The following is a 24195-nucleotide window of genomic DNA, read 5'->3' on the forward strand; positions in this document are numbered from 1 at the left end:
AGCCGGGTGAGCTGGGCGGCGCGCGAGATGCGGCTCGCCGCGCCCGGCCGGAGGTGGAGGTCTGAGATGAAGACCAGCAGCGGGGAGGCTCCCTAGGGCTCGAGCCCCGAGGCCCGCCGCAGGGTCTCCCAGGTGTAGAGGCCGGTGCTGTGGCCGTCCGACCAGCGGATCTGCACCGCGTAGCTGCCCACCGGGTCGATCCCGAGCGGCCGGATGTCGGCGGGGATGGAGGCGGTGTCGAGGAGCTTGCGGCCCGTGCCCTCCTCGATGCAGCCGGCGCACGGACAGGCGTCGCGGAGCTGGACCGGGGGGATGATCACGCGCGGCCCGCCCGGCCAGGCGATCTCGAGCTCGCCCCGGTCGTTCACGTCGATCGACTCGGGGGGCGCGGCCGGCTTCGGGCGCGAGGGGATGCGGTCGAGGAGTCCCATGAGGGCTTGAAGATGTTGGTCCGGAGGGGGGCCTGTCAAGACGATCGGGCGAGCGCCCGCAGGAGCCGGCCCCTGTCCTCGAACGGCGCCAGGCAGGGCGGGCCGTCGGCGGTCTGGAGCTCGGACTCGCCGAGCCGCGGCGCGAGCCGGAGGAGGGTGGCGGACCGCGTGCCGTAGAGCTCCGAGTGGTGGATGCAGACCGCCGGCTCGCCGGGGCCGCCCTCGTGGAGCGCCAGCAGCGCCGCCAGCGCGGGCGGGCTCGCGTCGAGGGGCCAGCGGGCGCGCACCCGGACGGCGCGCGGGTCGGAGCCGTCGGCGCTCCGCTCCGTCACCACGTGCAGCCCCGGCTCGAGCGGCCCGAGCGCGGCGCGGCGCCCGTCGTGGCGCCAGAGGAAGGCGCGCTCCCGGTCGGCCACGACGAGGTGGAAGGGGTTGTGGCGGTCGGTCGCGACGGCCTGGGCGGCGGCCGCCGCCTGGGCCGCGTCCGGCTCGGCGAGCGCGCGCAGGACCAGCTCGCCCCTGGAGAGCCGCCGCCGGTCGGGCCAGTCGCCGTCCTCGGGGTGGAAGTTGGTGAGCGCGGCGAAGAGGCCCGTCTCGGAGAGGCCGATCCAGGTGCCCCCGCCCGAGAGGTCGAGCGGGCAGAGGATCCGGGAGGGCCCGCCGGGCCTGGCGCGCGGGTTCTCGCGGACGGCCCAGCCCTCCGCGGGCCGGGCGAGGAGCTCGTCGCGGTTCGCGGCCACGACGAGCGGGAAGCGGCGGTCGCTTCCAAAGGCGACGGCGAGGGTGCACACCCGGTCTTTCTACCCGGGATGCGCCCTCGCCGCCTGTCCTGCGCGCTCCGGCTCGGCTAGCTGCCCTGCACCTTGCGGGCGGTCTTCACCGCCTCGAGGAGCTGCTCGCGCTGCAGCGCGATGGCGCGCGGGAGCGTCTTCCCGAGCTTCTGGAACCACTCGGTCTGCGAGCCGAGCTCCTGCTCCCACTCGCCGAGGTCGATGCGGGTGGCCTGGGCCACCTCCGCCGGCGTGGCCTTGACGCCGTTGAGGTCGAGGTCGCCCTGCTTCGGCACGTTGCCGATGGGGGTCTCCTGGACGCCGACGCGGCCGTGGGCGCGGTCGATCATCCACTTGAGGACGCGCATGTTGTCCCCGTAGCCCGGCCAGAGGAACTTGCCGTCCTGGCCCTTGCGGAACCAGTTCACGAGGTACATGTGCGGCGGGTTCGGGATGCGGGACTGCATCTCGAGCCAGTGGCCGAGGTAGCTGCCGCAGTCGTAGCCGCAGAAGGGCAGCATGGCCATCGGGTCACGCCGCACCACGCCGACCGCGCCGGTGGCGGCGGCGGTGGTCTCGGAGCCCATGGTGGAGCCCATGTACACGCCGTGGGTCCAGTTGAAGGCCTCGAGGACCAGCGGCACGGTGGTGGAGCGGCGGCCGCCGAAGATGATGGCGGAGATGGGCACGCCCTTCGGATCGTCCACCTTGTCGGAGAGGGCCGGGTTGTTTCGGGCCGGCGCCGTGAACCGGCTGTTCGGGTGGGCCGCCTTCTCGGTCGAGCCCTTCTTCCAGGGGTTGCCCTTCCAGTCGGTGAGGGTCTCGGGGACCTCGCCGTCCTTCCCCTCCCACCAGACGTCGCCGTCGGGCGTGAGGGCCACGTTGGTGTAGAGCGTGTCCTTCTCGATCGACTTCATGGCGTTGGGGTTGGTCTTGTAGTTCGTCCCCGGCGCCACGCCGAAGTAGCCGTTCTCCGGGTTCACCGCCCAGAGCCGGCCGTCCTCGCCCACGCGCATCCAGGCGATGTCGTCGCCGACGGTGCGGATCTTCCAGCCCTCGAACGCCGGGGGCGGGATCATCATGGCGAAGTTGGTCTTGCCGCAGGCCGACGGGAACGCCGCCGCGACGTAGGTCTTCTCGCCCTGCGGGCTCTCGGCCTCGAGGATGAGCATGTGCTCGGCGAGCCAGCCCTCCTTGCGGGCGAGGTAGCTGCCGATGCGCAGCGCGAGGCACTTCTTGCCGAGGAGCGCGTTGCCGCCGTAGCCGGAGCCGACCGACCAGATGGTGTTGTCCTGCGGGAAGTGGCAGATGAACCGGTTGTCCGGGTTGCAGTCGCGGACCGAGTGCAGGCCCTTGTTGAAGTCGGCGCCCTCGCCCAGGCGGTCGAGCGCGACCTTCCCCATGCGCGTCATGATCGCCATGTTGAGCGCGACGTAGACGGAGTCGGTGAGCTCGATGCCCACCTTCGAGAACGGGGAGGCGGCCGGGCCCATGATGTACGGCACCACGTAGAGGGTGCGGCCCTTCATCGCGCCGTCGTAGAGCTTCGACAGCTTGGCGTAGGCCTCGCTGGGGTCCATCCAGTTGTTGGTGGGGCCCGCCTCCTCCTGCGTCGGCGTGCAGATGAAGGTGAGGTGCTCGACGCGCGCCACGTCGTTGGGGTTCGAGCGGCCGTAGTAGCAGCCGGGGAGCTTCTGCTGGTTCAGCGGCTGGAGGACGCCGGCCTTGACCGCCTCGGCGGTGAGGCGCTGGCGCTCCTCGTCGGACCCATCACACCAGTAGACCTGGTCCGGCTTGCAGAGCTTCGCCATCTCGTCCACCCACGAGCGCAGGTGGTGGTTCATCGGCGCAGGCATCAATGCTCCCCTTCTGTCGGTTGGAATGGAGGTACTGGGGGCGGCGAGGTTACCCCGCTGGCGGCCGGTGCGCCAGTACAGGTAGCCGTACATTTGGTGCGATGCGACCGCCCCTTCACGGTACCGAAACCCTCCCGGGAAGCACCCGATTCCAGGTCTGGGCCCCCCGCCTGGACAGGCTCTCCATCCGCCTGGAACGGCGAGAGGTTCCGCTGGCCCGCTCGCCCGACGGCTGGTTCGGCGCCGAGGTGCCGGGCGTCGCGCCCGGCGCCCGCTACGTGCTCGTGCTGCCCGACGGACGGACGCGCCCCGACCCGGCGTCCCTGCGCCAGCCCGACGGCGTGCACGGACCGTCACAGGTCTTCGATCCCGGCGCGTTCCGCTGGACCGCCGGCGGCTGGCGCGGGCTGCCCCTGGAGGCGCTCACGTTCTACGAGCTCCACCTCGGCACCTTCACCTCCGAGGGCACGCTCGACGCGGCGGCGGCGCGCCTGCCGGAGCTGGTGGACCTCGGCGTGTCCTGCGTCGAGCTCATGCCGGTGCAGCCGTTCCCGGGGGATCGGAACTGGGGCTACGACGGCGTGGAGCTGCACGCGGTGCACGAGGGCTACGGCGGCCCGGAGGCGCTGCAGCGCTTCGTGGACCGGGCCCACGGGCTCGGCCTCGCCGTCTGCCTCGACGTCGTCTACAACCACCTCGGCCCGGAGGGGAACTACCTCGCGGAGCTCGGTCCCTACTTCACCTCTCGCCACCGCTCGCCGTGGGGCGACGGCCTCAACTACGACGGCGAGGACGCGCGGCCGGTGCGCGACTTCATGCTCGAGGCGGCGGTCCGCTGGGCGCGGGACTACCGGGTGGACGCGCTCCGGCTCGACGCCGTGCAGGCCATCCAGGACGACAGCCCCCGGCACCTCGTGGGCGAGCTCTGCGACCGGGTGGCGGAGGTCTCGCGCGAGACCGGGCGGCAGATCCACGTCATCGCGGAGAGCGACCTCAACGACCGGAAGGTGGTCGAGCCCGGCCCCGGCGGCTGGGGCGCGTGCGCGGCGTGGGCCGACGACCTGCACCACGCGCTCCACGCGCTCCTCACCGGCGAGCGGGGCCACTACTACGCCGACTACGGGCGGCCGGAGGACGTGCAGCGGGCGCTGCTGCAGGGGTTCGTGTACCAGGGGCAGCGCTCGGAGTTCCGCAAGCGGCCGTTCGGGACCAGCACCGAGGGGCTCCTCCCGCTGCGGTTCGTGGCCTGCCTGCAGAACCACGATCAGGTGGGGAACCGGCCCTTCGGCGAGCGGCTCACCGCGCTCGTGCCCTGGGAGGCGCTCGCGCCCGCCGCCGCGATCCTGATCCTGGGCCCGGCGCTGCCGCTCCTCTTCATGGGCGAGGAGTACGGCGAGTCGCGGCCGTTCCTCTACTTCACCAGCCACGGCGACCCGGCGCTGGCGCGGGCGGTGTCGGAGGGGCGCAAGAAGGAGCTCATCGCCGTCGCCGCCGGGCGGCCCATCCCCGATCCGCAGGACCCGCAGACCTTCGAGCAGAGCCGGCTGACCCACCGCAGGTCGGGCCGGCACGGCGCGCTCCGGGAGGTCTACCGGCAGCTCCTCGCCGTCCGCCGCCGCCACGCCGCCGCGATCGGCGCCCACTGGCCGGAGGTGGCGCGCGACGGGCGGGCCTTCACGGTGCGGAGGCCCGGGCTCACCCTGCGCGCGAACCTCGGGCCCGAGCCGGCGGGAGGGATGCCGGGGTGGGGCTGGGGGGTGGAGGAGGGGTAGGGCGGGCTCGGCTCACGCCGTCGGCGCCTTCCCCGCCCCGCCCTCCGCCACCGCCTCGAGCGCCAGGACCTCCTCGGCCCCGTCCTCGCCGGTGACCTCCAGCAAGAGCGCGTCCACCCGGTCGGTCCTGGCGCGCGCCCCGAGCTCCACCATGGCGGCGGCGCGCCGCAGGACGTTGCCCTTCCCCGAGACGAGCTTCCCGCGGGCGTCGGCGAAGCTCTTCTGCGCCTGGTCGAGCCTGGCGCCCACGCCGTCGAGGTCCTTCACGAAGGCGGTGAGCTTCTCGAGGAGCTTGCCGGCCTCGTCGGCGATCTTCTGGGCGTTGGCGTTCTGCTTCTCGGAGCGCCACACGTGGCTCACGAGCTGGAGCGCGGCGAGCAGGGTGGTGGGGCTGCAGAGGACCACCCGCTGCCGGAAGGCCTCCTCGTACAGCCCGAGCCGCCGCGAGATGGCGGCGTGGAAGGCGGCCTCGTTCGGCACGAAGAGGAGCACGATGTCCACCGTGCGCTCCTTCACCACGTCCTGGTAGCTCTTCCCGGCGAGCTCCTTCACGTGCTTCTTCACCGAGGCGACGTGCGCGTCGAGCGCCGCCTCGCGCTCCGCCTCGGTGGGCGCCCGCATCGCCTCCACGAAGGCGGTGAGCGAGCACTTCGCGTCCACGATGACGACGCGGTTGCCGGGGAGGTAGACGAGGGCGTCGGGCCGCTTCTGCCCGCCCTCCTCGTCGGCGTGGCTCACCTGCAGGTCGTACTCGCGCCCCTCGGTGAGCCCGGCCGTCTCGAGGACCCGCTCGAGCACCAGCTCGCCCCAGTCGCCCTGGGCCTTGGAGTCGCCGGTGAGGGCGCGGGCGAGGCTCTCGGCGTCCTCGTGGAGCCTCGACTGCGTCTCCTGGAGCCGCTGGAGCGAGGAGAGGAGCGAGGCGCGATCGCGGCTCTCCTGGTCGTAGGTCCGGTCCACCTTGGCCTCGAAGGCGCGGAGCTTCTCGGCGACCGGCGCGAGGAGCGCGGCCAGCCCCTCGCGGCTCTGGTGCAGCATCGCCGCGCCCTTCTCGTCGAGGAGCCGCGCCGCGAGCAGCTCGATCTCGGCCCGGACCTGCGCGCGCGAGCGCTCCGCCTCGGCCTGCCGCTCGGCGGCCGCCCGGCGCTCGGCCTCGAGCTCCGAGGCGAGCCGGGCCTTCTCCTCGAGGAGCGCGGTGACCTCGCGCCGCAGCGCCTCGGCCCCCTCGCGCAGGCGGGCCACCTCGGCCGCGCCCTCCCCGGCCCGGCGCCGCTCCTGCTCGGCGACGGCGGAGGCGCGGGCGAGGTCGGCGGAGAGCGCGACGAGCCGCTCCTGGTCGCGCACGGCGCCTCCGCGCCGCCCGACCCAGAGCCCCAGCCCGACGCCCGCGGCGACGACCGCCGCCGCGATCACCACGATGAAGACCGGCTCCATGTGCCCTCCGCCCGGCTCCGTCCACCGGAGCGCCCGATGTTAGCGGAGGGGGCGGACACGCCGGGCAGGGGGACAGCGCGCTCGCCGCGCCCCCTCCCTGGGGCGCCCGCCGGCGCTACTTCCCCAGCTTCGCCTTGAGCAGGTCCCCGAGCGTGCCGAAGCCCTTGCCGCCGCCCTTGGGCGCCGACTTCTGGAGATACTCCTGCGCCTCGGCGCGCTCGGCGGCGGCCTCGGCCCCGGTCTTGGAGAGGCGGATGCGCCCCTGCTCGTCGATGGCCGAGACGAGGCAGGTGACGTCGTCGCCGACCTTGAAGCTCTTGCGCAGGTCGGCGCCCCGCGGGGTGCCGGTCTCGCTCGCGGGCACGAGGCCGCGGCCGCCGGCGAAGCGCACGAAGACGCCGAAGGGCTCGATCTTGTCCACCTTCGCCACCACCACGTCGCCGACGCGCGGCGGGGGCGGCGGCGCGGCGCGGGCGGGGCGCGGGGGGGCGGCGCCCTCGGCCGGCTTCTCCGGCTCGGGGCGCGGCGTGAGCGACCGGACCGACAGGCCGATGCGCTCGCCCTTCTTCGCGTCCTGCTCGATCTTGAGCACCTGCACCTGGATGGCGTCGCCGGCCTTGAGGAGGTCCTGCGGCTTGGAGACCCGGTCCCAGGAGAGCTCGGAGACGTGCACCAGCCCCTCGATGCCGCCCAGGTCCACGAAGGCGCCGTAGTCCTGGACGCTCGTGACGGTGCCGTCGAACACGGCCCCCTCGGCGAGCTTCTCGCGGGTGGCGCGGGCCTTCTCGGCCCGCTCCTGCTCGAGCAGGGCCCGGCGCGACAGCACCGCGTCGCGGTCGTCGGCGCGCTGCACCTTGAACGCGAGCTTCTGGCCCACGAACGCGGCCGGGTCGGCCACGAAGTGCAGGTCGATCTGCGACATCGGGCAGAAGGCCCGCTGCCCCATCACCTCCACCTCGAGCCCGCCCTTGTTGGCCGCCTTCACGAGCCCCTCGACCGGCAGCCCGGTGCGGGCGGCCTCGACGAGCGCCTCGCGGTCGTGGCCCTTGTGCTGGCCGCGCCCCTTCGAGACGACCACGCCGCGCTCGCCGCCCTTCACCACCACGCCGTCCACGATGTCGCCGACCTGCGCGGTCACGACGCCGTTCTCGTCCTGGAGCTCGACCACGTCGATCATGCCCTCGGCGGTGCCGGAGCCGAGCTCGAGGAAGGCGACGTCGTGGCCGAGCTGGAGGATCTTGCCGGCCACCTTCTCGCCGATCTGGAAGCGGCGGCGGGGGGCCTTCTCGGCCTCGGCGAACATGTCGGCGAAGGAGCCCTCGTCGGGCGCCGGGGCCTCGGGCAGCGGCAGCGGGGCGACGTCGAGCAGCGCGGGCTCGGCCCGGCCGCCGCCTTCGGAGCGGCGCTCCTCGCGGGGGCGGTCGCCGCGGCCGCGCCCTTCGCCCTCGCGGCGCGGGCCGCGCGGTCCGGGGCCGCCGGGTCGGGGGCCGCGCTCCTGGCGCGGGCGGTCCTTGCCGCTCGCGGCCGGCGCGGGCGCCTCGGGGGCGGCCCCCTCGGCAGGGGGGGCGGCGGCGCCGCTCGACTTCTCCTCGGCGAGCCGCTTCCAGAGCGGCCGGTCGTCCCGCTTCGCCTCGCCCGCGCGGGCGGACTGGCCGGCGATCACCTCCGGCGGGAGGGGGCCGACCTGGCCCTTGCGGATGACGATGGGGGGTGGGCGTTCGCCGGCGCGCGTCTTCTTCTCGTCGCTCATTGCGGCGTGGCTTATAGCAGAGCCGCCGCGGGAGGTCACAGCGCGTCGCAGGGGCCCGCGGGCTCCCCGGGCGGCGCGGGTTCGAGGGCGGCGGCCGCGGCGCGGCGCCCGCCCGGCCGGACGCCTTGGAAGCACGCCGGGAAGTGGTGTACTAGGCGTCCATGCCCCAGGCGCGCGTCGCCATCTTCCTGTCCCACGACGACCCGGTCGCCCTGCGGCTCGCCGGCTCCTGCGCCGCGACGGCCGCGGCCCGCGGCGATCGCGTGGACGTCTTCGCCTTCGGTCCCGCCCTCCCCGCGCTGGTGGAGGCGGCGGCCCACGGCGAGCGGGAGGGGGGCGCGGCGCTCCTCGTCGAGACCCGCGCCTCCGCCGAGGGGTGCCGGCTGCTCGCGTGCAGCGCGAGCCTGGTGGAGCAGAAGGTCTCGCCCGACGCCGCCGAGACCACCTTCGACGCGGTGGTGGGATGGCCCACGGTGATGGAGTGGAGCCGCGGCGTCGTCGATCGCTTCTTCTTCTGACCCCGAGGGCACTCCCCCGATGGCGCGTCGCGTCGCCCGCGCCGTCTCTGGTCTAAAGGAACAGACGCCGACGTCCGGGCGTTGCTAGTTCGCACCGCAACACAGGTGGTCCATGGTCCGTCTCTCGATCGATCCTCCCTCGTCGTTCCGCACCAGCATGGCCCCGAAGTCCGGGGGCGGCTGGGGCCGCTTCCTCATCTTCCTCCTCGTCGTCGCCGGCGTGGGCGGGGGCGGGTACTTCGCCGGCCGCCGCCACGGGCCGGCCGACGCCGCGCCGCCCCCGCACAAGGGGCTCCTGGCGCGGCTCAAGACCGCCGTCGTCGGCGAGGCGCCGGCGCCGGCCGCGCCGGCCACCGCCCCGGCCCCGACTCCCGGCGCGACGCAGGCCGCGGCCGCGGAGCCCGCGCCCGAGAAGCTCCCCGCGCCGCCCTCCCTCCCGGGCGCGGCGGGCGCCCCGGCGCTCGCCGGCGTCCGGCCGCAGCTCGCGCAGCAGCAGGCCGCCGCGCAGCAGCCCCAGGCGCCGCGCCGCATCGAGGCGACGCTGCAGGGCTCGCTCGAGGAGAGCATCGGGCGCGCGCTCCCGGAGAGCGACAAGGCCATCACGAGCGAGCTGACGCAGGTGGTGAACCGCCTGCTCGTCTGGTACCTGCAGGTGGCCCGCGACGGCCGCCGCGGCGACAAGATCGAGGTCGTCTACCGGATGCCGGACCCGAACGCGCCGGTGCCGCTCGGGCAGCTCCCCTCGCGCGAGCCGATCGTGGACGCGCTCCGCTACAGCGCCCAGAAGCTCGGCAAGGTGATCGCCGCGTACCGCTACAAGCCCGACGGCTCCGCCTTCGCCCGCTACTACCAGGCCGACGGCCAGGAGGTGGAGGAGCGGCTCGTGGACAGCCCCATCGCGACCTACGAGCAGGTCACCTCGCTCCTGCGCGACGGCCGCCGCCACAAGGGCGTGGACTTCAAGACGCCGGTCGGCACGCCCGTGGTGGCCCCCTTCGACGGCACCATCGAGCGGCGCAACTGGCACTTCTCGGCCAACGGCAACTGCCTCGAGCTCGTGGACGCCCGGAGCGGGCGGCACGCCATCTTCCTCCACCTCGAGCAGGTGCCGAAGGAGATGGGGCAGGGGCGCAAGGTGAAGAAGGGGGAGCAGATCGCGCTCTCCGGCAACACCGGCCACTCCACCGCGCCGCACCTGCACTACCAGCTCGAGGCCGGCGACGGCCGCGTGCTCGACCCGTTCGCCATCCACGCCACGAAGCGGCTCGCCCTCGAGGGCGCCGCCAAGGACGGTTTCGAGAAGGAGAAGGCGCGGCTCGAGCCGGTGCTCTCCGGGGCCCAGGCGAGCGCGAAGTAGGGCGGGCGAGAGAGCCTCGAAGCACCGGCGGCGCGGCCCTTCGGCGGGGCCGCGCCGCTCTTGTTTCCTGGTGGTATCCCGTCTCCCGCGACAGCGGGGGAGGGAAGAAGGCTCCCCGGGTGCCCTGGGCAGGCCCCCGCGGCCCGAAAAGAGCGCGGCGCGGCCCCTCGCGAGGCCGCGCCGCAGCGCTTCAGGGAGTCGCGCCGGGAGCTACCCGGCGGCCGGCTTGCGGCCGCCCTCGAGCGCCCACTTCTCGAGCATCTCGGTGGTGACCGACTTCGGCCGCTCGATGGCGTAGCCGAGGCCGCGGTCCCAGGTGATGTTGGCGAGCACGCCGAGCGCGCGGCCCACGCCGAAGAGCACGGTGTAGAAGTCGTACTCGGTGAGGCCGTAGTAGTACTGGATGACGCCCGACTGCGCGTCCACGTTCGGCCACGGGTTCTTGGTCTTGCCGTGCGCCGTGAGGACCTTCGGGGCCACCCGGTAGATCGCGTTCACGAGCTTGAACATCGGGTAGTCCGGCAGGTACTTCTGGCAGAACTCCATCTGCGAGGTGTAGCGCGGGTCGGTCTTGCGGAGCACCGCGTGGCCGTAGCCCGGGACCACCTGGCCGGAGTTGAGCGTGTCCCAGAGGAACTTCTCGAGCTCCTCGTCGGAGGGCAGCTTGCCGCCCATCTTCTTCATCACGCCCTGCACCCAGGACAGCACCTCCTGGTTGGCGAGGCCGTGGAGCGGGCCGGCGAGGCCGTTCAGGCCGGCGGAGAAGCTGTAGTAGGCGTCCGAGAGGGCCGAGGCCACGAGGTGCGTGGTGTGGGCCGACACGTTGCCCGACTCGTGGTCCGAGTGGAGGATGAAGTACATGCGCGCGACGTCGTCGTACGGCCGCGCGATGCCCATCATGTGGGCGAAGTTGCCGCCCATGTCGAGCTCGGGGTTCGGGGCGATCTGGATGTCGCCCTTGTACTTCATCCGGTAGATGTAGGCCGCGATCACCGGGAGCCGGGCGACGAGGTCGGTCGAGTCCTCGTACATCGGATCCCAGTAGTCGTTCTTCTTCATGCCCTCGGCGTACCGGTGCGCGAACTTCGACTCGCGCTGCATCGCCAGCACGGCGGTGGAGAGCATCGTCATCGGGTGCGTGTCGCGCGGCATGGCGCGGAGCACGTCGAAGACGTACTGCGGGACCTGGGAGCGGGCCCGGAAGTCCTGCACCACCTCGAGCGTCTGCGCGAGGGTCGGGACCTCACCGGTGAGCAGGAAGTACCAGAAGCCCTCGACGAACGGGTAGTCCGAGCCCGGTACCTTGGGCAGGGCGGCGAAGGTCTCCGGGATGGTCTTGCCGCGGAACCGGATGCCCTCCTGCGGGTCGAGGTAGGAGATGTCGGTCACCAGGCAGCGGACGTCTCGCGCCCCGCCGATCGCCTGCCCGATGTTCACCGTGTCGATCTGGACGTTGCCGAACTCCTTGTTCAGCTTGGTGATTCTCGGGCGGAACGCCTCGATCTTCTCCTGAAGCTTCAGCTTGAGACTGGTCTTCTTCGGCTCGTTCATGTGGAAACTCCGAAGGGAGTGGCTCCCCAGGCCGGTGGATGACGCGGGAGGGTCTGTTTTGAGGCGCGGTGATGCTACCTACGCTCATGGTGTAAAGCAACCGCTCGGGCTCGCGTAAATGGTCGAGTTCACGGGTCTAATACGCCATGTGGCCGGACTTCCCGGCGATACCGAGGGACTGCCCCAAAGGGGGCTACTTCGGTTTTCACACTTACTCGTTAGCGGCCGCACCGTGACAGTTGGTGCGAGTGTGCGGCGTACTCCCCAGGAGGGGCGCATAGCTTGCGGGGCGGAGGCACGGCGCCCGGCCGGACGCCGGCTCAGGCGCCGGTCGCGGGGGCGAGACGCGGCCTTTCCCTCCGGCGCAGCGGGGAGGGTGATGGAGGGAGCGCGGGCGGTCGCGGGGCCTGGCCGCGCCGCGGCTACCGCCGGCCGAGTCCCGCCGCGAGCGCGGCGGCGATCTGGGCGGAGGGGTTCGCCGGCCGGGCGGGCGCGGCCTGGGAGGCGGCAGGAACTGCAGGGGCCTCGGGCGCGGCGAGGACGGGAGGAGCGGCCACCGGCTCGAGCGAGGGGGCGGCAGAAACTGCCTCCTCCTTCTTCTTCCCGGCGCCGGCGCCCGCGCCGGAGCGGCAGCCCCGGCACCAGGGCTGGTTCCGGATCGCGCCGTCGGCCATCTTGCGCAGCCCGAACTGCGACAGCGGCCGCATCTTGTGACATTTCAGGCACATGAGGGTGATGAAGACCTCGTTGCCGTCGGCGTCGTACACCGAGGACCGGCGACGCTTCGGCTTCTCCTCGCCCTGCGCGCGCGGCTTCTTCTCCGGCTTCTCCGGCTCCCGCGCGATCGCGGTCGCGACCATCACCTTGACTGCCATCTCGAACGACCTCCTGCTCGGGCCGGCCGGCCCGCCCGCGCCACCTGTCCGCGGGGCGCGGGCCCGATACGTTCATACCAGGGGTCCCTGACAGGCGGTAATGCTGGATCGCGCGCCGGGCCGCTGACACACTCCCGTGCCCATGGGTCCCGTCCTCCTCGCGCTGGTGGTCCTCCTCGCCGCGGCGCGGGTGGGCGGCAGCGCCGCCGAGCGCTTCCGGCAGCCGGCGGTGCTGGGGGAGCTCGCCGCCGGGATCCTGCTCGGCGCCCTGCCGCTGGCCGGCCTCCACGGCCTCGAGTACGCCGCCAGGGACGAGGTGGTCGGGGCCATCGCCGAGCTCGGGGTCATCTTCCTGCTCTTCGAGGTCGGGCTCTCCACCCGGCTCGCCGACCTCCTGAAGGTGGGCCCGTCGGCGCTGCTGGTCGCGGTCGTCGGGATGGCGGTGCCGATGGCGCTCGGCTACGGGGCGGGCCAGCTCCTCCTGCCGGGCCGCCACCCCTTCGTCTCGCTCTTCCTCGGCGCGACGCTCTGCGCCACCAGCGTCGGCATCACCGCCCGCGTCCTCAAGGACATGGGGCGGGTCGGCTCGGTGGAGGGGCAGATCATCCTCGGCGCGGCGGTGATCGACGACGTGCTCGGGCTGCTCGTCCTGGCGGTGATGGTGGGGCTCGTGGAGGGGCAGGGGGCGCCGCTGCCGACCCTCGGCCTCGTCGGCGGGAAGGCCGTCGCCTTCCTCGCCCTGGCGCTGGTCGTCGGCCGCTGGGCGGCCCCCCGGCTGTTCCGCGGCGCCTCCCGGATGCACGGCAAGGGGGTGCTCTTCACCGCCGCCCTCGTCGCCTGCCTCGGGCTCTCCTGGCTCGCCGAGGTGGCCGGGCTCGCGCCCATCGTCGGCGCCTTCGCCGCGGGCCTCGTGCTCGAGGGCGTCCCCTGGGACGAGCTCCTGCCCGAGGGCGACCGGATCGAGGATCTCTTCCTGCCGCTCTCCACCGCCACGGTGCCGCTCTTCTTCGTGCGGATGGGGCTGCAGGTGGACCTGCGCGCCCTGGCCGGCGGGCCGGTGCTCCTCGCGCTGGCGCTCATCCTCGCGGCCTTCCTGGGGAAACAGGCCTGCGGGCTCGCCGTGCTGCAGCGCGGGGTGGACCGGCTCGCCGTCGGCATCGGGATGGTGCCCCGGGGCGAGGTGGGGCTCATCTTCGCCGGCATCGGCATGAGCCTGAAGCTCGGCGGCGCGCCGCTCCTCGGTCCCGGCGAGCTGGCCGCGGTGGTGGCGATGGTGCTCGTGACGACGATGGTCACGCCGCCCCTGCTCCGGTGGCGGCTGGCGCGGCCGGGCTAGGGGGCTACAGGAACTGCGGGGGCCTCACCGCCCCACGATCTGCCGGAGCACGTAGGGCAGGATCCCGCCGTGCCGGTAGTACTCCACCTCGATCGGCGTATCGATGCGGAGCGTCAGCGGCACCCGGTCGGTCCGCCCGTCCTTGCGGTGGATCGCGAGCGTCACCCGCTGCCGCGGCGCGAGCGCGCCCTCGGCGCCCTCGAGGTCGAAGGTCTCGCTGCCGTCGATGGCGAGGCTCTGGGCGGTGACGTCGTCGGGGAGCTGGCAGGGCAGCACCCCCATCCCGACCAGGTTCGACCGGTGGATCCGCTCGAACGAGCGCGCCACCACGGCCCGGATGCCGAGGAGCCGGGTGCCCTTGGCGGCCCAGTCGCGGGAGCTGCCGGTCCCGTACTCCTGGCCGGCGAAGACGACGAGGGGCACCCCCTCCTGCTCGTAGGCGAGCGCCGCCTCGTGGATCGACATCCGCCGCCCGGAGGGCTGGTGGACGGTGACGCCCCCCTCCACCCCCGGCACGAGCAGGTTCTTGATCCGCACGTTGGCGAAGGTGCCGCGCACCATCACCTCGTGGTTGCCGCGCCGCGACCCGTAGCTGTTGAAGTCGGGCACCTGCACCCCGTTCTCCTGCAGCCAGCCGCCGGCCGGGGAGCTCGGCTTGATGCTGCCGGCCGGGCTGATGTGATCGGTGGTGACCGAGTCGCCGAAGACCGCCAGCGCCCGGGCGCCGCGCACCGGGGCGATGGGGGCCGGCTGGGCGGGGAAGGGCAGGAAGTAAGGGGGCTCGCGGATGTAGGTGCTCTGCGCGTCCCAGGCGTACACCTCGCCGGCGGGCGCCGGCATCTCGAGCCAGGCCCGGTTCTGCCCGGCCACGTCGGCGTAGTTCTGGCGATAGGCGGCCGGGTCGCTGCCGGTCCCGAGGAGCGCGTCCACCTCGGCCACCGTGGGCCAGAGGTCGCGCAGGAAGACGGGCTGGCCGTCCTTGGCGAGGCCGATGGGCTCCTTCTCGACGTCCAGGTCGACCCGGCCCGCCAGCGCGAAGGCGACCACGAGCGGCGGGCTCATGAGGAAGTTGGCCTTCACGGCCTGGTGGATGCGCGCCTCGAAGTTCCGGTTGCCGGAGAGCACCGCGGCGCAGACGAGGTCGTTGCGGGTCACCACGTCCTCGATCCGCGGGTCGAGCGGCCCGGAGTTGCCGATGCAGGTGGTGCAGCCGTAGCCGACCACGTTGAAGCCGAGCGCGTCGAGGTAGGGCTGGAGGCCGGTCTTCGCGAGGTAGTCCGAGACCACTCGCGAGCCGGGGGCGAGCGACGTCTTCACGGTGGGGCTCACCGTGAGCCCCCGCTCCACCGCCTTCTTCGCCAGGAGGCCGGCGGCGAGCATCACCCCGGGGTTGGAGGTGTTGGTGCAGCTCGTGATGGCGGCGATGACCACGTCGCCGTGGCCGAGCCGGATCTCGTCGTCGGTGGCGGTGCGCCCGAGCGACGACTCCGGCCGGTCCGGGGTGGGCCGGTTGTTCATCATCTCGAGCTCGGTGAGCGGGTTGGTGTTCTGCACCACCTGCAGCACCGGCGCGGTGCGCGGCTCCTGGGAGCCGCCGCCCGGCCTCGCCGCGCCGTCCGCGCCCTTCGCCACCCCGAACTTCCGGCCCAGCTCCTCGGGCTTGCGCCCGAAGCCGCCGCCCTCCGCCGGCGCGGCGAGCAGCGAGCGGAACCGCTCCTTGAGCCCGCCGAGCGCGATCCGATCCTGCGGCCGCTTCGGCCCGGCGACGGAGGGGACGACCGACCCGAGGTCGAGCTCGACCACGGTCGAGTAGTCCACCTCGCCGCGGCGCGGGATGCCGAACATGCCCTGGGCGGTGAAGTACCCGCGGATCGCCTCCACCTGCTCGGCGCTCCGGCCGGTCGCGGCGTAGTAGCGCAGGGTCTGCTCGTCCACCGGGAAGAAGCCGAGCGTGGCGCCGTACTCGGGCGCCATGTTGGCGATGGTGGCGCGGGTGACCGCCGGGAGCGTGCGGGCTCCCTCGCCGTGGTACTCGACGAACTTCCCGACCACCTTGGTCTTGCGGAGCAGCTCGGTCAGGGCCAGCACGAGGTCGGTGGCGGTGACCCCCTCGCGCAGCGCGCCGGTGAGGTGGACGCCGACCACGTCCGGGGTGAGCAGGTAGTTGGGCTGGCCGAGCATCGCCGCCTCGGCCTCGATGCCGCCGACGCCCCAGCCGACCACCCCGATGCCGTTCACCATGGTGGTGTGGGAGTCGGTCCCGACCAGCGTGTCGGGGTACCAGACCCCGTCCTTCTCGAGGACGCCCTTCGCCAGGTACTCGAGGTTCACCTGGTGGCAGATGCCGAAGCCGGGCGGGACGATGCGGAAGGTCTCGAACGCCTGCGTCCCCCACTTGAGGAACTCGTAGCGGGAGCGGTTGCGCTGGAACTCCATCGCCTCGTTGCGCGCGAGCGCGTCGGGCACGCCGGCCACGTCCACCTGGACGGAGTGGTCCACCACGAGATCCACCGGCACCTGCGGCTCGACGGCGCCGGGATCGCGCCCGAGCCGCGCCACCGCCGAGCGCATGGCGGCGAGGTCCACGAGGAGCGGCACGCCGGTGAAGTCCTGCAGGAGCACGCGGGCGACCACGAAGGGCACCTCGGCCGTCCGCTCGGCGGCCGGTCTCCAGCCCGCCAGCGCCCGCACGTCCTCCTCGCGCACCCGCTGGCCGTCGCAGTTGCGCAGGAGCGACTCGAGCACGACGCGCAGGCTCACCGGGAGGCGCGAGATCGGGCCCGCCCCCTGCGCCTCCAGCGCCGGCAGCGAGTAGAGCCGGCCCTTCCGCCCCCCGCCGAGCTCGAACTCCCGCTTCACCCCAAGTCGATCCGTCGCCGCGCTCATCGTGTGACCCCCTGTTCGCCTGGTGCATGAATGACGCCGAAGCGGCCCGGGCGCAACCGGAGAAAGGGCCCCCGCCCGCCGCGAGGGCCCGGCGCGACCGGCGCGACCGGCTCAACCGGCGAGCAGCAGCACCTTCAGCGCCCGCTCGCGGGCGGCGTGGCCGAAGGTCTCGTAGGCCTCATCGATGCGGCCGAGCGGGAAGCGGTGGGTGACGAGCTGGAGCGGCGCGAGCTTCCCCGACAGGACCGTCTTCAGCAGCATCGGCGTCGAGACCGTGTCCACGAGCCGGGTGGTGAGGGTGACGTTGTGCGCCCAGAGTCGCTCGAGCTGCAGCGACACCGGCTTGCCGTGCACGCCCACGTTGGCGAGGTGCCCTCCCGCCGCCACCACCTGCTGGCAGAGGTCGAAGGTGGCCGGCACCCCGACCGCCTCGACCGCCACGTCCACGCCGCGCCCGCCGGTGAGCGCGAGCACCCGCTCGGCGGCCTTGCCGTCGGCGCTCGACACCACCTGGGTGGCGCCGAGCCGGCGCGCCACCTCCAGCCGGTTCGGGTCCACGTCCACCATCACGATCTCGGCCGGCGAGTAGAAGCGCGCCGTGAGCAGCACCGCGAGGCCGATGGGGCCGGCGCCCACGATCGCCACCGTGTCCCCCGGCTTCACGGCGCCGTTCAGCACGCCGCACTCGAAGCCCGTCGGGAGGACGTCGGAGAGCATCACCAGGGCCTCCTCGTCGGCGCCCGGCGGCACGGCGTACAGGCTCGTGTCGGCGTGCGGGATGCGCACGTACTCCGCCTGCGTCCCGTCGATGGTGTGGCCGAGGATCCAGCCGCCGTGGGCGCAGTGCGAGTACATGCCCTTGCGGCAGGCCTCGCAGCGGCCGTCGGCGGTGATGCAGGAGATGAGCACCCGATCGCCCTTCTTGAACGCGCTCACCGCCGGGCCCACCTCCTCGACCACGCCCACCCCCTCGTGGCCGAGGATCCGCCCCTCCGCGACGGTGGCGACGTCGCCCTTGAGGATGTGCAGGTCGGTGCCGCAGATGGTGGTCTTCGCGATCCGCACCACCGCGTCGCCGGGCTCCTTCAACGCCGGCCGGGGCCGCTCCTCCCACGCGCGCTTCCCGGGGCCGTGATACACGAGCGCCTTCATACGCCCTCCTTCCCGCGCGGCTTCCGCGGTGGACGAGCGTACGCCCCCGGCGCCGCGGCGGAGCCTGGCCCTTCGGGCTCTCCCGCGGAGGGGATCGGCCGATCAGGCGACCCAGTAGAAGCGGGTCCAGGCGACGAAGAGCGCCGCCTGGCCCATCGCGAACAGCGTCAGCACCGAGCGGTCGGCCGCCTCGCCCTCGGCGACCTCCGCCAGGGCGACGAAGGCCGGGAAGAGCACCGCCAGGAAGCGGACGCTCGACATGAGCGTGCCCGAGGTGAGGATGGGCACGAGCGAGAGCAGGGTGAACGCGCCCCCGGCGAAGTGGCGCTCGCGGAGGAGCCACAGGCCGAGCGCCAGGAAGAGCCCCAGCGCGGCCTGCTCCACCGGGCCCATGTGCGGGTCGTAGCCCGAGGGGAAGAAGAAGGTGCGCCAGGGCGAGGTGAGGTGGCGGCCCCAGGCCGCCTGGGCGTGGAACAGGGCCAGCGGCTCGCCGGTGACGCGCCAGAGGTTCGCGGCGTGCCCGGCGAGGGCGAGCGGCGGGAGGAGCAGGGCGAGCGCCTGGGGGAAGGTGCGGCGCGGATCCCAGCCGCGCGCCTCGAGGAGGTGGAAGGCGAGCGGGAGCGCGAGGAGCACGCCCGCCGGGCGCGCCAGGCTCGCCGCCGCCGCCGCGAGCCCGGCCAGCCAGAAGCGGTGGCGCGCGCTCGCGAGGAAGGCGGCGGCGCAGCAGAAGAGGAAGAGGGCCTCCGAGTAGGCGCAGGAGAGGAAGAAGCCGGCCGGGAAGGCGAGCAGGTAGAGCACGGTCCGGCGCGCCAGCGCCGGGTCGGCGAAGCGCGCGCGGACGTAGGCGTGCACGAGCGCCAGCCCCGCGACGGCGAGGACGTTCGAGAGCGCGACGGCGACCGCGAAGCGGCCGAGCTCGCCCTGCCAGGCGCGGGGGAGGAGCGCGTGCGCGGCGCGGACGAGGAGCGGGTAGGCGGGGAAGAAGGCGATGTTGCTCTGGGCGTGGGCGATGGGGCCGGTCGCCTTGTAGCCCCAGGCGGCGAGGTCGAGGTACCAGATCGTGTCCCAGCGCCCCCACACGTCGAGCCAGAGCTGGCGGGTGTAGGAGAAGCCGCGGAGCGCCACCGCCGGGCGCGGGTAGGTCCAGCTCTGCCCGAACTGGAGCGCGAACCAGGCCACGCCGAGGAGCGCCGCCCGCGTCCACGCGAACGGGAGCAGCACGTCGCGCAGGAGCCAGCCGGGCGCGGGGCGGGCGGCGGGGCCCGGAGCGGGGCGGCGGCGTGGCCCGGCGAGCGCCGGTCCGGCGGAGGGCATGCGCGGGTTCTACCGCAACGGCGGGGAGGGCGGAACGAGCTGCAGCCGCGGGCGTCCGATGGCCCCGAGGTCCACCCTCCCCACCGCGCGGGGAGGGCCGGGGAGGGGCCGCCGTACGGCGCCGCCGCTCGACCCGGCGCCGCCTCCGTGCTTTAAGGGCGCCGCCGTGTCCTACCTCCTCGGCTTCTGGCTCCTGAGCTTCGTCACCGGCAACCCGCTCCTGGCCGCGCTGCTGGTCATCGTCATCTGGTGGTCGGCGGACCGCGTCACCTTCGGGCTGCTGCCCGACCCGCTCCGTCACCTGGCGCGCTTCCGCCGCCGCGCCGAGCTGCGCCGCGCGCTGGAGGCCAACCCGCACGACCGCCGCGCCCGCTTCGAGCTCGCCGAGCTGCTGCTCGATCAGGGGCGCCCGCGCGCCGCGGTGGAGGTGCTGCGCCCCAACGTGGAGGCCGGCGACGAGGACGTCTACACCGCGTACACGATGGGCGCCGCCATGGCCCGCGCCGGCTTCTTCCCCCAGGCCGAGCAGGTGCTCGGCGCCGCGCGCGAGCTCGAGCCCGGCTTCCGCGACGGCGAGATCGACCTCGAGCTCGGCCGGCTGCGGCTCGCGAGCGGCGACCTCGCCGGCGCGCGGGCGGCGCTGGAGCGGCTCCTCTCGGTGCGGCCCGGCAGCGTCGAGGGTCGCTACTGGCTCGCGCAGGTCGCCGCGGGCGAGGGAGACCCGGCGGGCGCGCGCCGGCTCCGGGCCGAGGCCTGGCGGGAGTACGCGCAGCTCCCCCGCTTCCGGCGTCGCGCCGAGCGCTGGTTCGCGTGGCGCTGCGAGCCGTGGCGGCCGGCCGGGGTGGCGGCGGGGATCGTGCTCCTCCTCCTGGTGGTCGGGTCGGCGGTCTGCGGGGGGTGAGGGCGGGGCATGCGCGCCGGCGCCGCCTCGGCCACAATGGAGGCGCATGCCCTCGCCGCCCCTCACCCCCGCCGACGAGACCGAGCTGACGGCCGCGAAGCGGATCCTCGAGCACCCCGGCCTCGCCATCCGCCTCGCCGACTACCTCGGCCGGCCCGTCGAGGCGCTCGTGAAGGCGCTCCCGGCGGCGAGCCAGCAGCTCATCTCCCGCGGCACCGGCAAGGCGCTCGACGCCTCCCTGGCGCTCGCGCTCCGGACGCTCGACGCGGGCCCGGCCCGCGCGCCGAACCGCTGGCTGCACCGCGGGCTCGCCGTCGCCAGCGGCGCCCTCGGCGGCGCGATCGGCCTGCCGGGCCTCATGGTCGAGCTGCCGGTCTCGACCACGCTCATGTTCCGCGCCATCGCCGATCACGCGCGGGCGCAGGGCGAGGACCTCTCGCGCATCGAGGGCCGGCTCGAGTGCCTCACCGTCTTCGCCTACGGCACCGAGACCGCGGAGGACGAGGCCTCCGAGACCGCCTACTTCGCCGTCCGGGCGGCGCTCGCGAAGGCGGTCTCCGGGGCCGCCGAGTACGTGGCGCAGCGCGGGATCGCCGAGGCGGTGGGCGACCGCGCCGCGCCCGCCCTGGTGCAGCTCCTCGCCCGGGTCGCCCAGCGCTTCGGCCTCGCCGTCTCGGAGAAGGCGGCGGCGCAGCTCGTGCCGGTGCTCGGGGCGGCCGGCGGCGCCGCGGTCAACTCGCTCTTCATGGAGCACTACCAGGGCACCGCGCGCGCCCACTTCACCGTGCGGCGCCTCGAGCGCAGGTACGGCGCGGGCCCGGTGAAGAGCGCGTACGAGCGGCTCGGGTAGCGGCGGCGCGCCCGGCTCCGCCCGTCGAAGGCGTGGACGCGCCGGGGCGGCGGGCGTACGCATGGGGGGATGCCGCTCCCCTCCGCCCTGTACCGCCCCTCGCTCGCGCTCCTCACCGACTTCTACCAGCTCACCATGGCCTACGCGGCCTGGAAGGAGGGGCTGGCCGACACCGAGGCGGTGTTCACGATCTCCTTCCGGCGCCACCCGTACGGCGGCGGCTTCACCATCGCCGCCGGGCTCGAGCTGGCGGTGGACTACCTCGAGCACTTCCGCTTCGACGAGGAGGACCTCGCCTTCGTCGCCGCGCAGCGGGGGGCCGACGGCGCGCCGCTGTTCGAGGCCGGCTTCATCGACCACCTGCGCGGGCTGCGGCTCGAGGTGGACGTGGACGCGGTGCCGGAGGGGACGGCCGTCTTCCCGTACGAGCCGGTCGTGCGCGTGAAGGGGCCCATCATCCCCTGCATGCTGCTCGAGACGCCGCTCCTCGACCTCGTGAACTTCCAGACCCTCATCGCCACCAAGGCGGCCCGGGTCTGCCTCGCGGCGCGGGGCGAGCCGGTGGTGGAGTTCGGGCTGCGCCGCGCGCAGGGCGTGGACGGCGCGCTGGCGGCGAGCCGCGCCGCCTACCTGGGCGGCTGCGCCGGGACCTCCAACGTTCTCGCAGGCCGGCTCTTCGGGATCCCGGTGAAGGGCACCCACGCGCACAGCTGGGTGATGCTCTTCGACGACGAGCGGGAGGCCTTCGAGTCCTACGCGCGCGCCCTGCCGGCGAACTGCCTCTTCCTCGTGGACACCTACGACTCGCTCGAGGGCGTGCGCCACGCCGTCGAGGTGGGGAAGTGGCTCCGCGCGCAGGGGAAGGAGCTGCTCGGGATCCGGCTCGACTCGGGCGACCTCGCCTGGCTCTCCATCCAGGCCCGGCGGCTGCTCGACGAGGCGGGCTTCCAGAAGGCGACCGTCTTCGCCTCCAACGAGCTCGACGAGCTCATCATCGACAGCTTGAAGGAGCAGGGGGCGCGCATCGCGGCGTGGGGCGTCGGCACCCGGCTCGTCACCGGCCAGCCCGACGGCGCGCTCGGCGGCGTCTACAAGCTCACCGCGGTCCGCCGGCCGGGCGAGCCCTGGAAGTACCGCGTCAAGCTCTCCGAGCGCGTGCAGAAGACCACCATCCCGGGGCTCCTCCAGGTGAGGCGCTTCGTGCAGGACGGGGTGCTCGTGGCCGACGCCATCTACGACGAGTGGAGCGGGCTGCCGTCGCCGGCCACCATCGTGGACCCGCTCGACCTCACCCGCCGCAAGACGCTCGACGGAGCGCTCGAGGGGGAGGACCTCCTCCGGCCGGTCTTCCGCGGCGGCGCGCTGGTCGGCCCGCGCCCCACGCTCGAGGAGGCCCGCGCGCGGGTGCGCCAGCAGCTCGCGCTGCTCCATCCGGGCGTGAAGCGGTTCGTGAACCCTCACCAGCTCCCGGTGGGGCTCGAGAAGGGGCTCTTCGAGCGGCGCACCGCGCTCGTCCTCGCCGCGCGCGGCGAGTCGTGACAGACTTTGACGCATGCGAAAGGAAGCCTTCTTCGGGATGAGCCGCGAGGACTCCCTCGACCTCCTCGCCGACGCCCGCGTGGTCCACCTCGCCACCACCACCCCGGTGCGCCAGCCGGTGCTGCGCGCCTCGAACGCGGTGGTGATGGAGGGCGCGGTCTTCTTCCACGGCTCGGGCGCCGGCGAGAAGGGGACCACGGTGGGCATGCCGGCGGTGGTCTCGGCCGAGGAGGTGGTGGCGGAGATCCCGAGCTTCATGATCGACGCCCGGCGGGCCTGCGTCGCCACCACGCTCTACCGGAGCGTGCAGGCCCACGGCCACCTCGAGCAGGTGAAGGACCGGGCGGAGAAGGCGCGCATCCTCCGCGCCTTCATGGCCAAGTACCAGCCCGAGGGAGGCTTCGAGCCGCTCGAGGCCGAGAGCCCGCTCTACGGGGCGGCGCTCGACGAGATGCTCGTGCTGCGGATGCCGATCGAGCACCTCGACGGCAAGGCCAAGCTCGGCCAGAACCGCGAGCCGGAGGAGCTGGCGCGGATGATGGAGAAGCTCTGGGAGCGGGGGCTGCCGGGCGATCCACGCGCCATCGAGGTGATCCGGTCCGCCAACCCCGGCGCGCCGGTGCCGGCGTTCCTCGACTGGGCGGGAGGCCTGCCGCTCACCTGCGCGCTCGGCACCGCTCCGGCCGACCTCGCCCAGGCCGTGAAGCTCCTCGAGGGCGAGTACTGGCTCGCCGGGCTGCGGCCGGAGAGCATCGCGCGGGCCCACGAGCTCTCGCAGGCCTGGGTCGGCGCCCGCGACGACGGGCTCGTCATCGCGAGCGCGCGCGCGGTGAGCGACGGCAAGACCGCCTGGATCTACGACGTGGTGGTGGACCGGCCCTGGCGCGGCCGCGGCCTGGGAACGGCGCTCATGCGTCTCCTGCTCGACCACCCCGCCGTGCGCAGCGCCGCGGCGGTGCGGCTCGCCACCAAGGACGCGCAGCCGCTCTACGCCCGGCTCGGCTTCAAGGACGTGAGCGCCTGGAAGCGAACGTTCGCGTCGAGCGAGATGGTGCTGGAGCGGGCGGGTCGATGAAGCACCGGTCGCCGTTCTCACCCCGGGTGTGAACCCGATCCAGGGGCCTCGCGGACCCGCTCTTCGGCGGTCGATCGACTCCGCGGTCGACCGCCGAAGAGCGTTGACCCGCGCCATCCCGGCGCGCGCGCGGGCGCGCCCAGGGCGGCGGCGGGGCCCGCGTCCAGTCCAGGGTCCCGGCCCGGCCCGCGGCTGGCATGGCGGGTGCTCCTCCGCCCGGCTCTCCGAGATCGTGGCGAGCTCTCCGGGCAGTCGGAGGAGCTCGCGGCCATGGTGGGCGAGGGCCTGGCGCTCGATCCGAGGGACGTGATCCCGCTCGAGGACGACCCCTTCGCGAAGGAGTCCTGACCTCCGCGGAGGGTCCCGCCTGGGGACTGAAATAAGGCCTCCGCCCGGACGTAGGATCGTCCGAACGGAGGCCTCTCCATGACCACCTGTCCCTACTGCAAGACCGGCAACCACCCCCAGGCCGTCAAGTGCGCCGCGTGCGGCAGCTGGATCGGCGCGCACACCCCGGCCCGCGAGTGGGAGCGGGCCCGTGAGGGCAAGATGATCGCCGGGGTCTGCCGCGGCCTCGCGAACCGCTTCGACCTCCCGGTGGCGGCGCTCCGCGTGGCCTTCCTGCTGACGCTCCTCTTCGGCGCCGGCATCGGCCTCCTCGTCTACATCGCGTTCTGGATCGCGATGCCGCTCGAGCCCGAGCCGGCCGCGCTCCCCACGCAGCCGATCGTCACGCCCCCTCCCGCCCCCGGCACCCAGATCCAGTCGCCACCGAGCGCGTGAGCGGAGGCAGCGGGCCCTGGGCCGCCCCTCCCCAGCCCTCCCCGCCCG

20 protein-coding genes are annotated in these 24195 nt (G+C 73.9%); 10 read left to right on the top strand and 10 right to left on the bottom strand.

Going from position 1 to position 24195, the window contains the following annotated elements:
- Nucleotides 1-92: 92 nt before the first annotated feature.
- The 3 genes from AMPC_RS17875 to AMPC_RS17885 are packed head-to-tail and all read right to left on the bottom strand — an operon-like array spanning nucleotide 93 to nucleotide 3045.
- Nucleotides 93-431, bottom strand: a complete 339-nt coding sequence (locus AMPC_RS17875) for a DUF971 domain-containing protein (RefSeq protein WP_248342856.1) — start codon at nucleotides 429-431, stop codon at nucleotides 93-95.
- 35 nt (nucleotides 432-466) lie between these two features.
- Complete coding sequence (locus tag AMPC_RS17880) at nucleotides 467-1222, bottom strand: NRDE family protein (protein ID WP_248342857.1); 756 nt, start codon at nucleotides 1220-1222, stop codon at nucleotides 467-469.
- Nucleotides 1223-1278: 56 nt separating this feature from the next.
- Complete coding sequence (locus AMPC_RS17885; RefSeq protein ID WP_248342858.1) at nucleotides 1279-3045, bottom strand: phosphoenolpyruvate carboxykinase (GTP); 1767 nt, start codon at nucleotides 3043-3045, stop codon at nucleotides 1279-1281.
- A gap of 113 nt (nucleotides 3046-3158) precedes the next feature.
- Between AMPC_RS17885 and treZ the strand changes: the two genes are divergently transcribed.
- Nucleotides 3159-4829: a malto-oligosyltrehalose trehalohydrolase gene (treZ, locus tag AMPC_RS17890; RefSeq protein WP_248342862.1), complete on the top strand. Its 1671-nt coding sequence runs from the start codon at nucleotides 3159-3161 to the stop codon at nucleotides 4827-4829.
- 12 nt (nucleotides 4830-4841) lie between these two features.
- On the opposite strand, the gene AMPC_RS17895 is transcribed toward treZ, so the two are convergent.
- Together AMPC_RS17895 and AMPC_RS17900 are read right to left on the bottom strand one after the other, a co-directional pair.
- Nucleotides 4842-6260, bottom strand: coding sequence for a DNA recombination protein RmuC (locus tag AMPC_RS17895; protein WP_248342863.1), 1419 nt, complete (start codon nucleotides 6258-6260; stop codon nucleotides 4842-4844).
- A gap of 115 nt (nucleotides 6261-6375) precedes the next feature.
- Nucleotides 6376-8010, bottom strand: coding sequence for a 30S ribosomal protein S1 (locus AMPC_RS17900; protein WP_248342864.1), 1635 nt, complete (start codon nucleotides 8008-8010; stop codon nucleotides 6376-6378).
- A 161-nt stretch (nucleotides 8011-8171) separates the two neighbouring features.
- Here AMPC_RS17900 and AMPC_RS17905 point away from each other — a divergent pair, with 161 nt between their 5' ends.
- Nucleotides 8172-8528, top strand: coding sequence for a hypothetical protein (locus AMPC_RS17905; RefSeq protein WP_248342865.1), 357 nt, complete (start codon nucleotides 8172-8174; stop codon nucleotides 8526-8528).
- A 112-nt stretch (nucleotides 8529-8640) separates the two neighbouring features.
- Nucleotides 8641-9885, top strand: a complete 1245-nt coding sequence (locus AMPC_RS17910; RefSeq protein WP_248342867.1) for a M23 family metallopeptidase — start codon at nucleotides 8641-8643, stop codon at nucleotides 9883-9885.
- Between the two features lie 210 nt (nucleotides 9886-10095).
- On the opposite strand, the gene AMPC_RS17915 is transcribed toward AMPC_RS17910, so the two are convergent.
- Together AMPC_RS17915 and AMPC_RS17920 are read right to left on the bottom strand one after the other, a co-directional pair.
- Nucleotides 10096-11436 (bottom strand): citrate (Si)-synthase, encoded by a 1341-nt coding sequence (locus AMPC_RS17915; RefSeq protein WP_248342869.1) that lies wholly within the window; start codon nucleotides 11434-11436, stop codon nucleotides 10096-10098.
- Nucleotides 11437-11858: 422 nt separating this feature from the next.
- The gene (locus tag AMPC_RS17920) at nucleotides 11859-12311 is read right to left on the bottom strand and encodes a hypothetical protein (RefSeq protein WP_248342870.1); all 453 of its coding nucleotides are present in this window, start codon (nucleotides 12309-12311) and stop codon (nucleotides 11859-11861) included.
- A 142-nt stretch (nucleotides 12312-12453) separates the two neighbouring features.
- On the opposite strand from AMPC_RS17920, the gene AMPC_RS17925 reads away from it, so the two are divergent.
- Nucleotides 12454-13647, top strand: a complete 1194-nt coding sequence (locus AMPC_RS17925) for a cation:proton antiporter (protein WP_248342871.1) — start codon at nucleotides 12454-12456, stop codon at nucleotides 13645-13647.
- A 24-nt stretch (nucleotides 13648-13671) separates the two neighbouring features.
- Here the strand turns inward: AMPC_RS17925 and acnA are convergent, their stop codons facing one another.
- From acnA to AMPC_RS17940, 3 genes are all read right to left on the bottom strand, one after another.
- Nucleotides 13672-16533, bottom strand: a complete 2862-nt coding sequence (gene acnA, locus AMPC_RS17930; protein WP_248342872.1) for an aconitate hydratase — start codon at nucleotides 16531-16533, stop codon at nucleotides 13672-13674.
- A 111-nt stretch (nucleotides 16534-16644) separates the two neighbouring features.
- Nucleotides 16645-17685 (bottom strand): zinc-dependent alcohol dehydrogenase family protein, encoded by a 1041-nt coding sequence (locus AMPC_RS17935; RefSeq protein WP_248342873.1) that lies wholly within the window; start codon nucleotides 17683-17685, stop codon nucleotides 16645-16647.
- A 102-nt stretch (nucleotides 17686-17787) separates the two neighbouring features.
- Nucleotides 17788-18999, bottom strand: coding sequence for a mannosyltransferase family protein (locus AMPC_RS17940; RefSeq protein WP_248342874.1), 1212 nt, complete (start codon nucleotides 18997-18999; stop codon nucleotides 17788-17790).
- A gap of 166 nt (nucleotides 19000-19165) precedes the next feature.
- On the opposite strand from AMPC_RS17940, the gene AMPC_RS17945 reads away from it, so the two are divergent.
- From AMPC_RS17945 to AMPC_RS17970, 6 genes are all read left to right on the top strand, one after another.
- Nucleotides 19166-19900, top strand: a complete 735-nt coding sequence (locus AMPC_RS17945) for a tetratricopeptide repeat protein (protein WP_248342875.1) — start codon at nucleotides 19166-19168, stop codon at nucleotides 19898-19900.
- A 46-nt stretch (nucleotides 19901-19946) separates the two neighbouring features.
- Nucleotides 19947-20750 (top strand): EcsC family protein, encoded by an 804-nt coding sequence (locus AMPC_RS17950; RefSeq protein WP_248342877.1) that lies wholly within the window; start codon nucleotides 19947-19949, stop codon nucleotides 20748-20750.
- 69 nt (nucleotides 20751-20819) lie between these two features.
- Nucleotides 20820-22289 (top strand): nicotinate phosphoribosyltransferase, encoded by a 1470-nt coding sequence (locus AMPC_RS17955; RefSeq protein ID WP_248342879.1) that lies wholly within the window; start codon nucleotides 20820-20822, stop codon nucleotides 22287-22289.
- A 13-nt stretch (nucleotides 22290-22302) separates the two neighbouring features.
- Nucleotides 22303-23364: a GNAT family N-acetyltransferase gene (locus AMPC_RS17960; RefSeq protein ID WP_248342883.1), complete on the top strand. Its 1062-nt coding sequence runs from the start codon at nucleotides 22303-22305 to the stop codon at nucleotides 23362-23364.
- A gap of 204 nt (nucleotides 23365-23568) precedes the next feature.
- Nucleotides 23569-23712, top strand: coding sequence for a hypothetical protein (locus AMPC_RS17965; protein ID WP_248342884.1), 144 nt, complete (start codon nucleotides 23569-23571; stop codon nucleotides 23710-23712).
- 78 nt (nucleotides 23713-23790) lie between these two features.
- Nucleotides 23791-24147, top strand: a complete 357-nt coding sequence (locus AMPC_RS17970; protein WP_248342885.1) for a PspC domain-containing protein — start codon at nucleotides 23791-23793, stop codon at nucleotides 24145-24147.
- Nucleotides 24148-24195: the final 48 nt, after the last annotated feature.

It is taken from the genome of Anaeromyxobacter paludicola, assembly GCF_023169965.1.
Taxonomy (GTDB): Bacteria; Myxococcota; Myxococcia; order Myxococcales; family Anaeromyxobacteraceae; genus Anaeromyxobacter_B; species Anaeromyxobacter_B paludicola.

What these genes read in the sequence shown, in the direction of transcription:
- AMPC_RS17875 (WP_248342856.1), bottom strand. Translation starts at nt 431, where the DNA reads ATGGGACTCCTCGACCGCATCCCCTCGCGCCCGAAGCCGGCCGCGCCC.
- AMPC_RS17885 (WP_248342858.1), bottom strand. Translation starts at nt 3,045, where the DNA reads ATGAACCACCACCTGCGCTCGTGGGTGGACGAGATGGCGAAGCTCTGC.
- treZ (WP_248342862.1), top strand. Translation starts at nt 3,159, where the DNA reads ATGCGACCGCCCCTTCACGGTACCGAAACCCTCCCGGGAAGCACCCGA.
- AMPC_RS17895 (WP_248342863.1), bottom strand. Translation starts at nt 6,260, where the DNA reads ATGGAGCCGGTCTTCATCGTGGTGATCGCGGCGGCGGTCGTCGCCGCG.
- AMPC_RS17900 (WP_248342864.1), bottom strand. Translation starts at nt 8,010, where the DNA reads ATGAGCGACGAGAAGAAGACGCGCGCCGGCGAACGCCCACCCCCCATC.
- AMPC_RS17905 (WP_248342865.1), top strand. Translation starts at nt 8,172, where the DNA reads ATGCCCCAGGCGCGCGTCGCCATCTTCCTGTCCCACGACGACCCGGTC.
- AMPC_RS17910 (WP_248342867.1), top strand. Translation starts at nt 8,641, where the DNA reads ATGGTCCGTCTCTCGATCGATCCTCCCTCGTCGTTCCGCACCAGCATG.
- AMPC_RS17915 (WP_248342869.1), bottom strand. Translation starts at nt 11,436, where the DNA reads ATGAACGAGCCGAAGAAGACCAGTCTCAAGCTGAAGCTTCAGGAGAAG.
- AMPC_RS17920 (WP_248342870.1), bottom strand. Translation starts at nt 12,311, where the DNA reads ATGGCAGTCAAGGTGATGGTCGCGACCGCGATCGCGCGGGAGCCGGAG.
- AMPC_RS17925 (WP_248342871.1), top strand. Translation starts at nt 12,454, where the DNA reads ATGGGTCCCGTCCTCCTCGCGCTGGTGGTCCTCCTCGCCGCGGCGCGG.
- acnA (WP_248342872.1), bottom strand. Translation starts at nt 16,533, where the DNA reads ATGAGCGCGGCGACGGATCGACTTGGGGTGAAGCGGGAGTTCGAGCTC.
- AMPC_RS17935 (WP_248342873.1), bottom strand. Translation starts at nt 17,685, where the DNA reads ATGAAGGCGCTCGTGTATCACGGCCCCGGGAAGCGCGCGTGGGAGGAG.
- AMPC_RS17940 (WP_248342874.1), bottom strand. Translation starts at nt 18,999, where the DNA reads ATGCCCTCCGCCGGACCGGCGCTCGCCGGGCCACGCCGCCGCCCCGCT.
- AMPC_RS17950 (WP_248342877.1), top strand. Translation starts at nt 19,947, where the DNA reads ATGCCCTCGCCGCCCCTCACCCCCGCCGACGAGACCGAGCTGACGGCC.
- AMPC_RS17955 (WP_248342879.1), top strand. Translation starts at nt 20,820, where the DNA reads ATGCCGCTCCCCTCCGCCCTGTACCGCCCCTCGCTCGCGCTCCTCACC.
- AMPC_RS17960 (WP_248342883.1), top strand. Translation starts at nt 22,303, where the DNA reads ATGCGAAAGGAAGCCTTCTTCGGGATGAGCCGCGAGGACTCCCTCGAC.
- AMPC_RS17970 (WP_248342885.1), top strand. Translation starts at nt 23,791, where the DNA reads ATGACCACCTGTCCCTACTGCAAGACCGGCAACCACCCCCAGGCCGTC.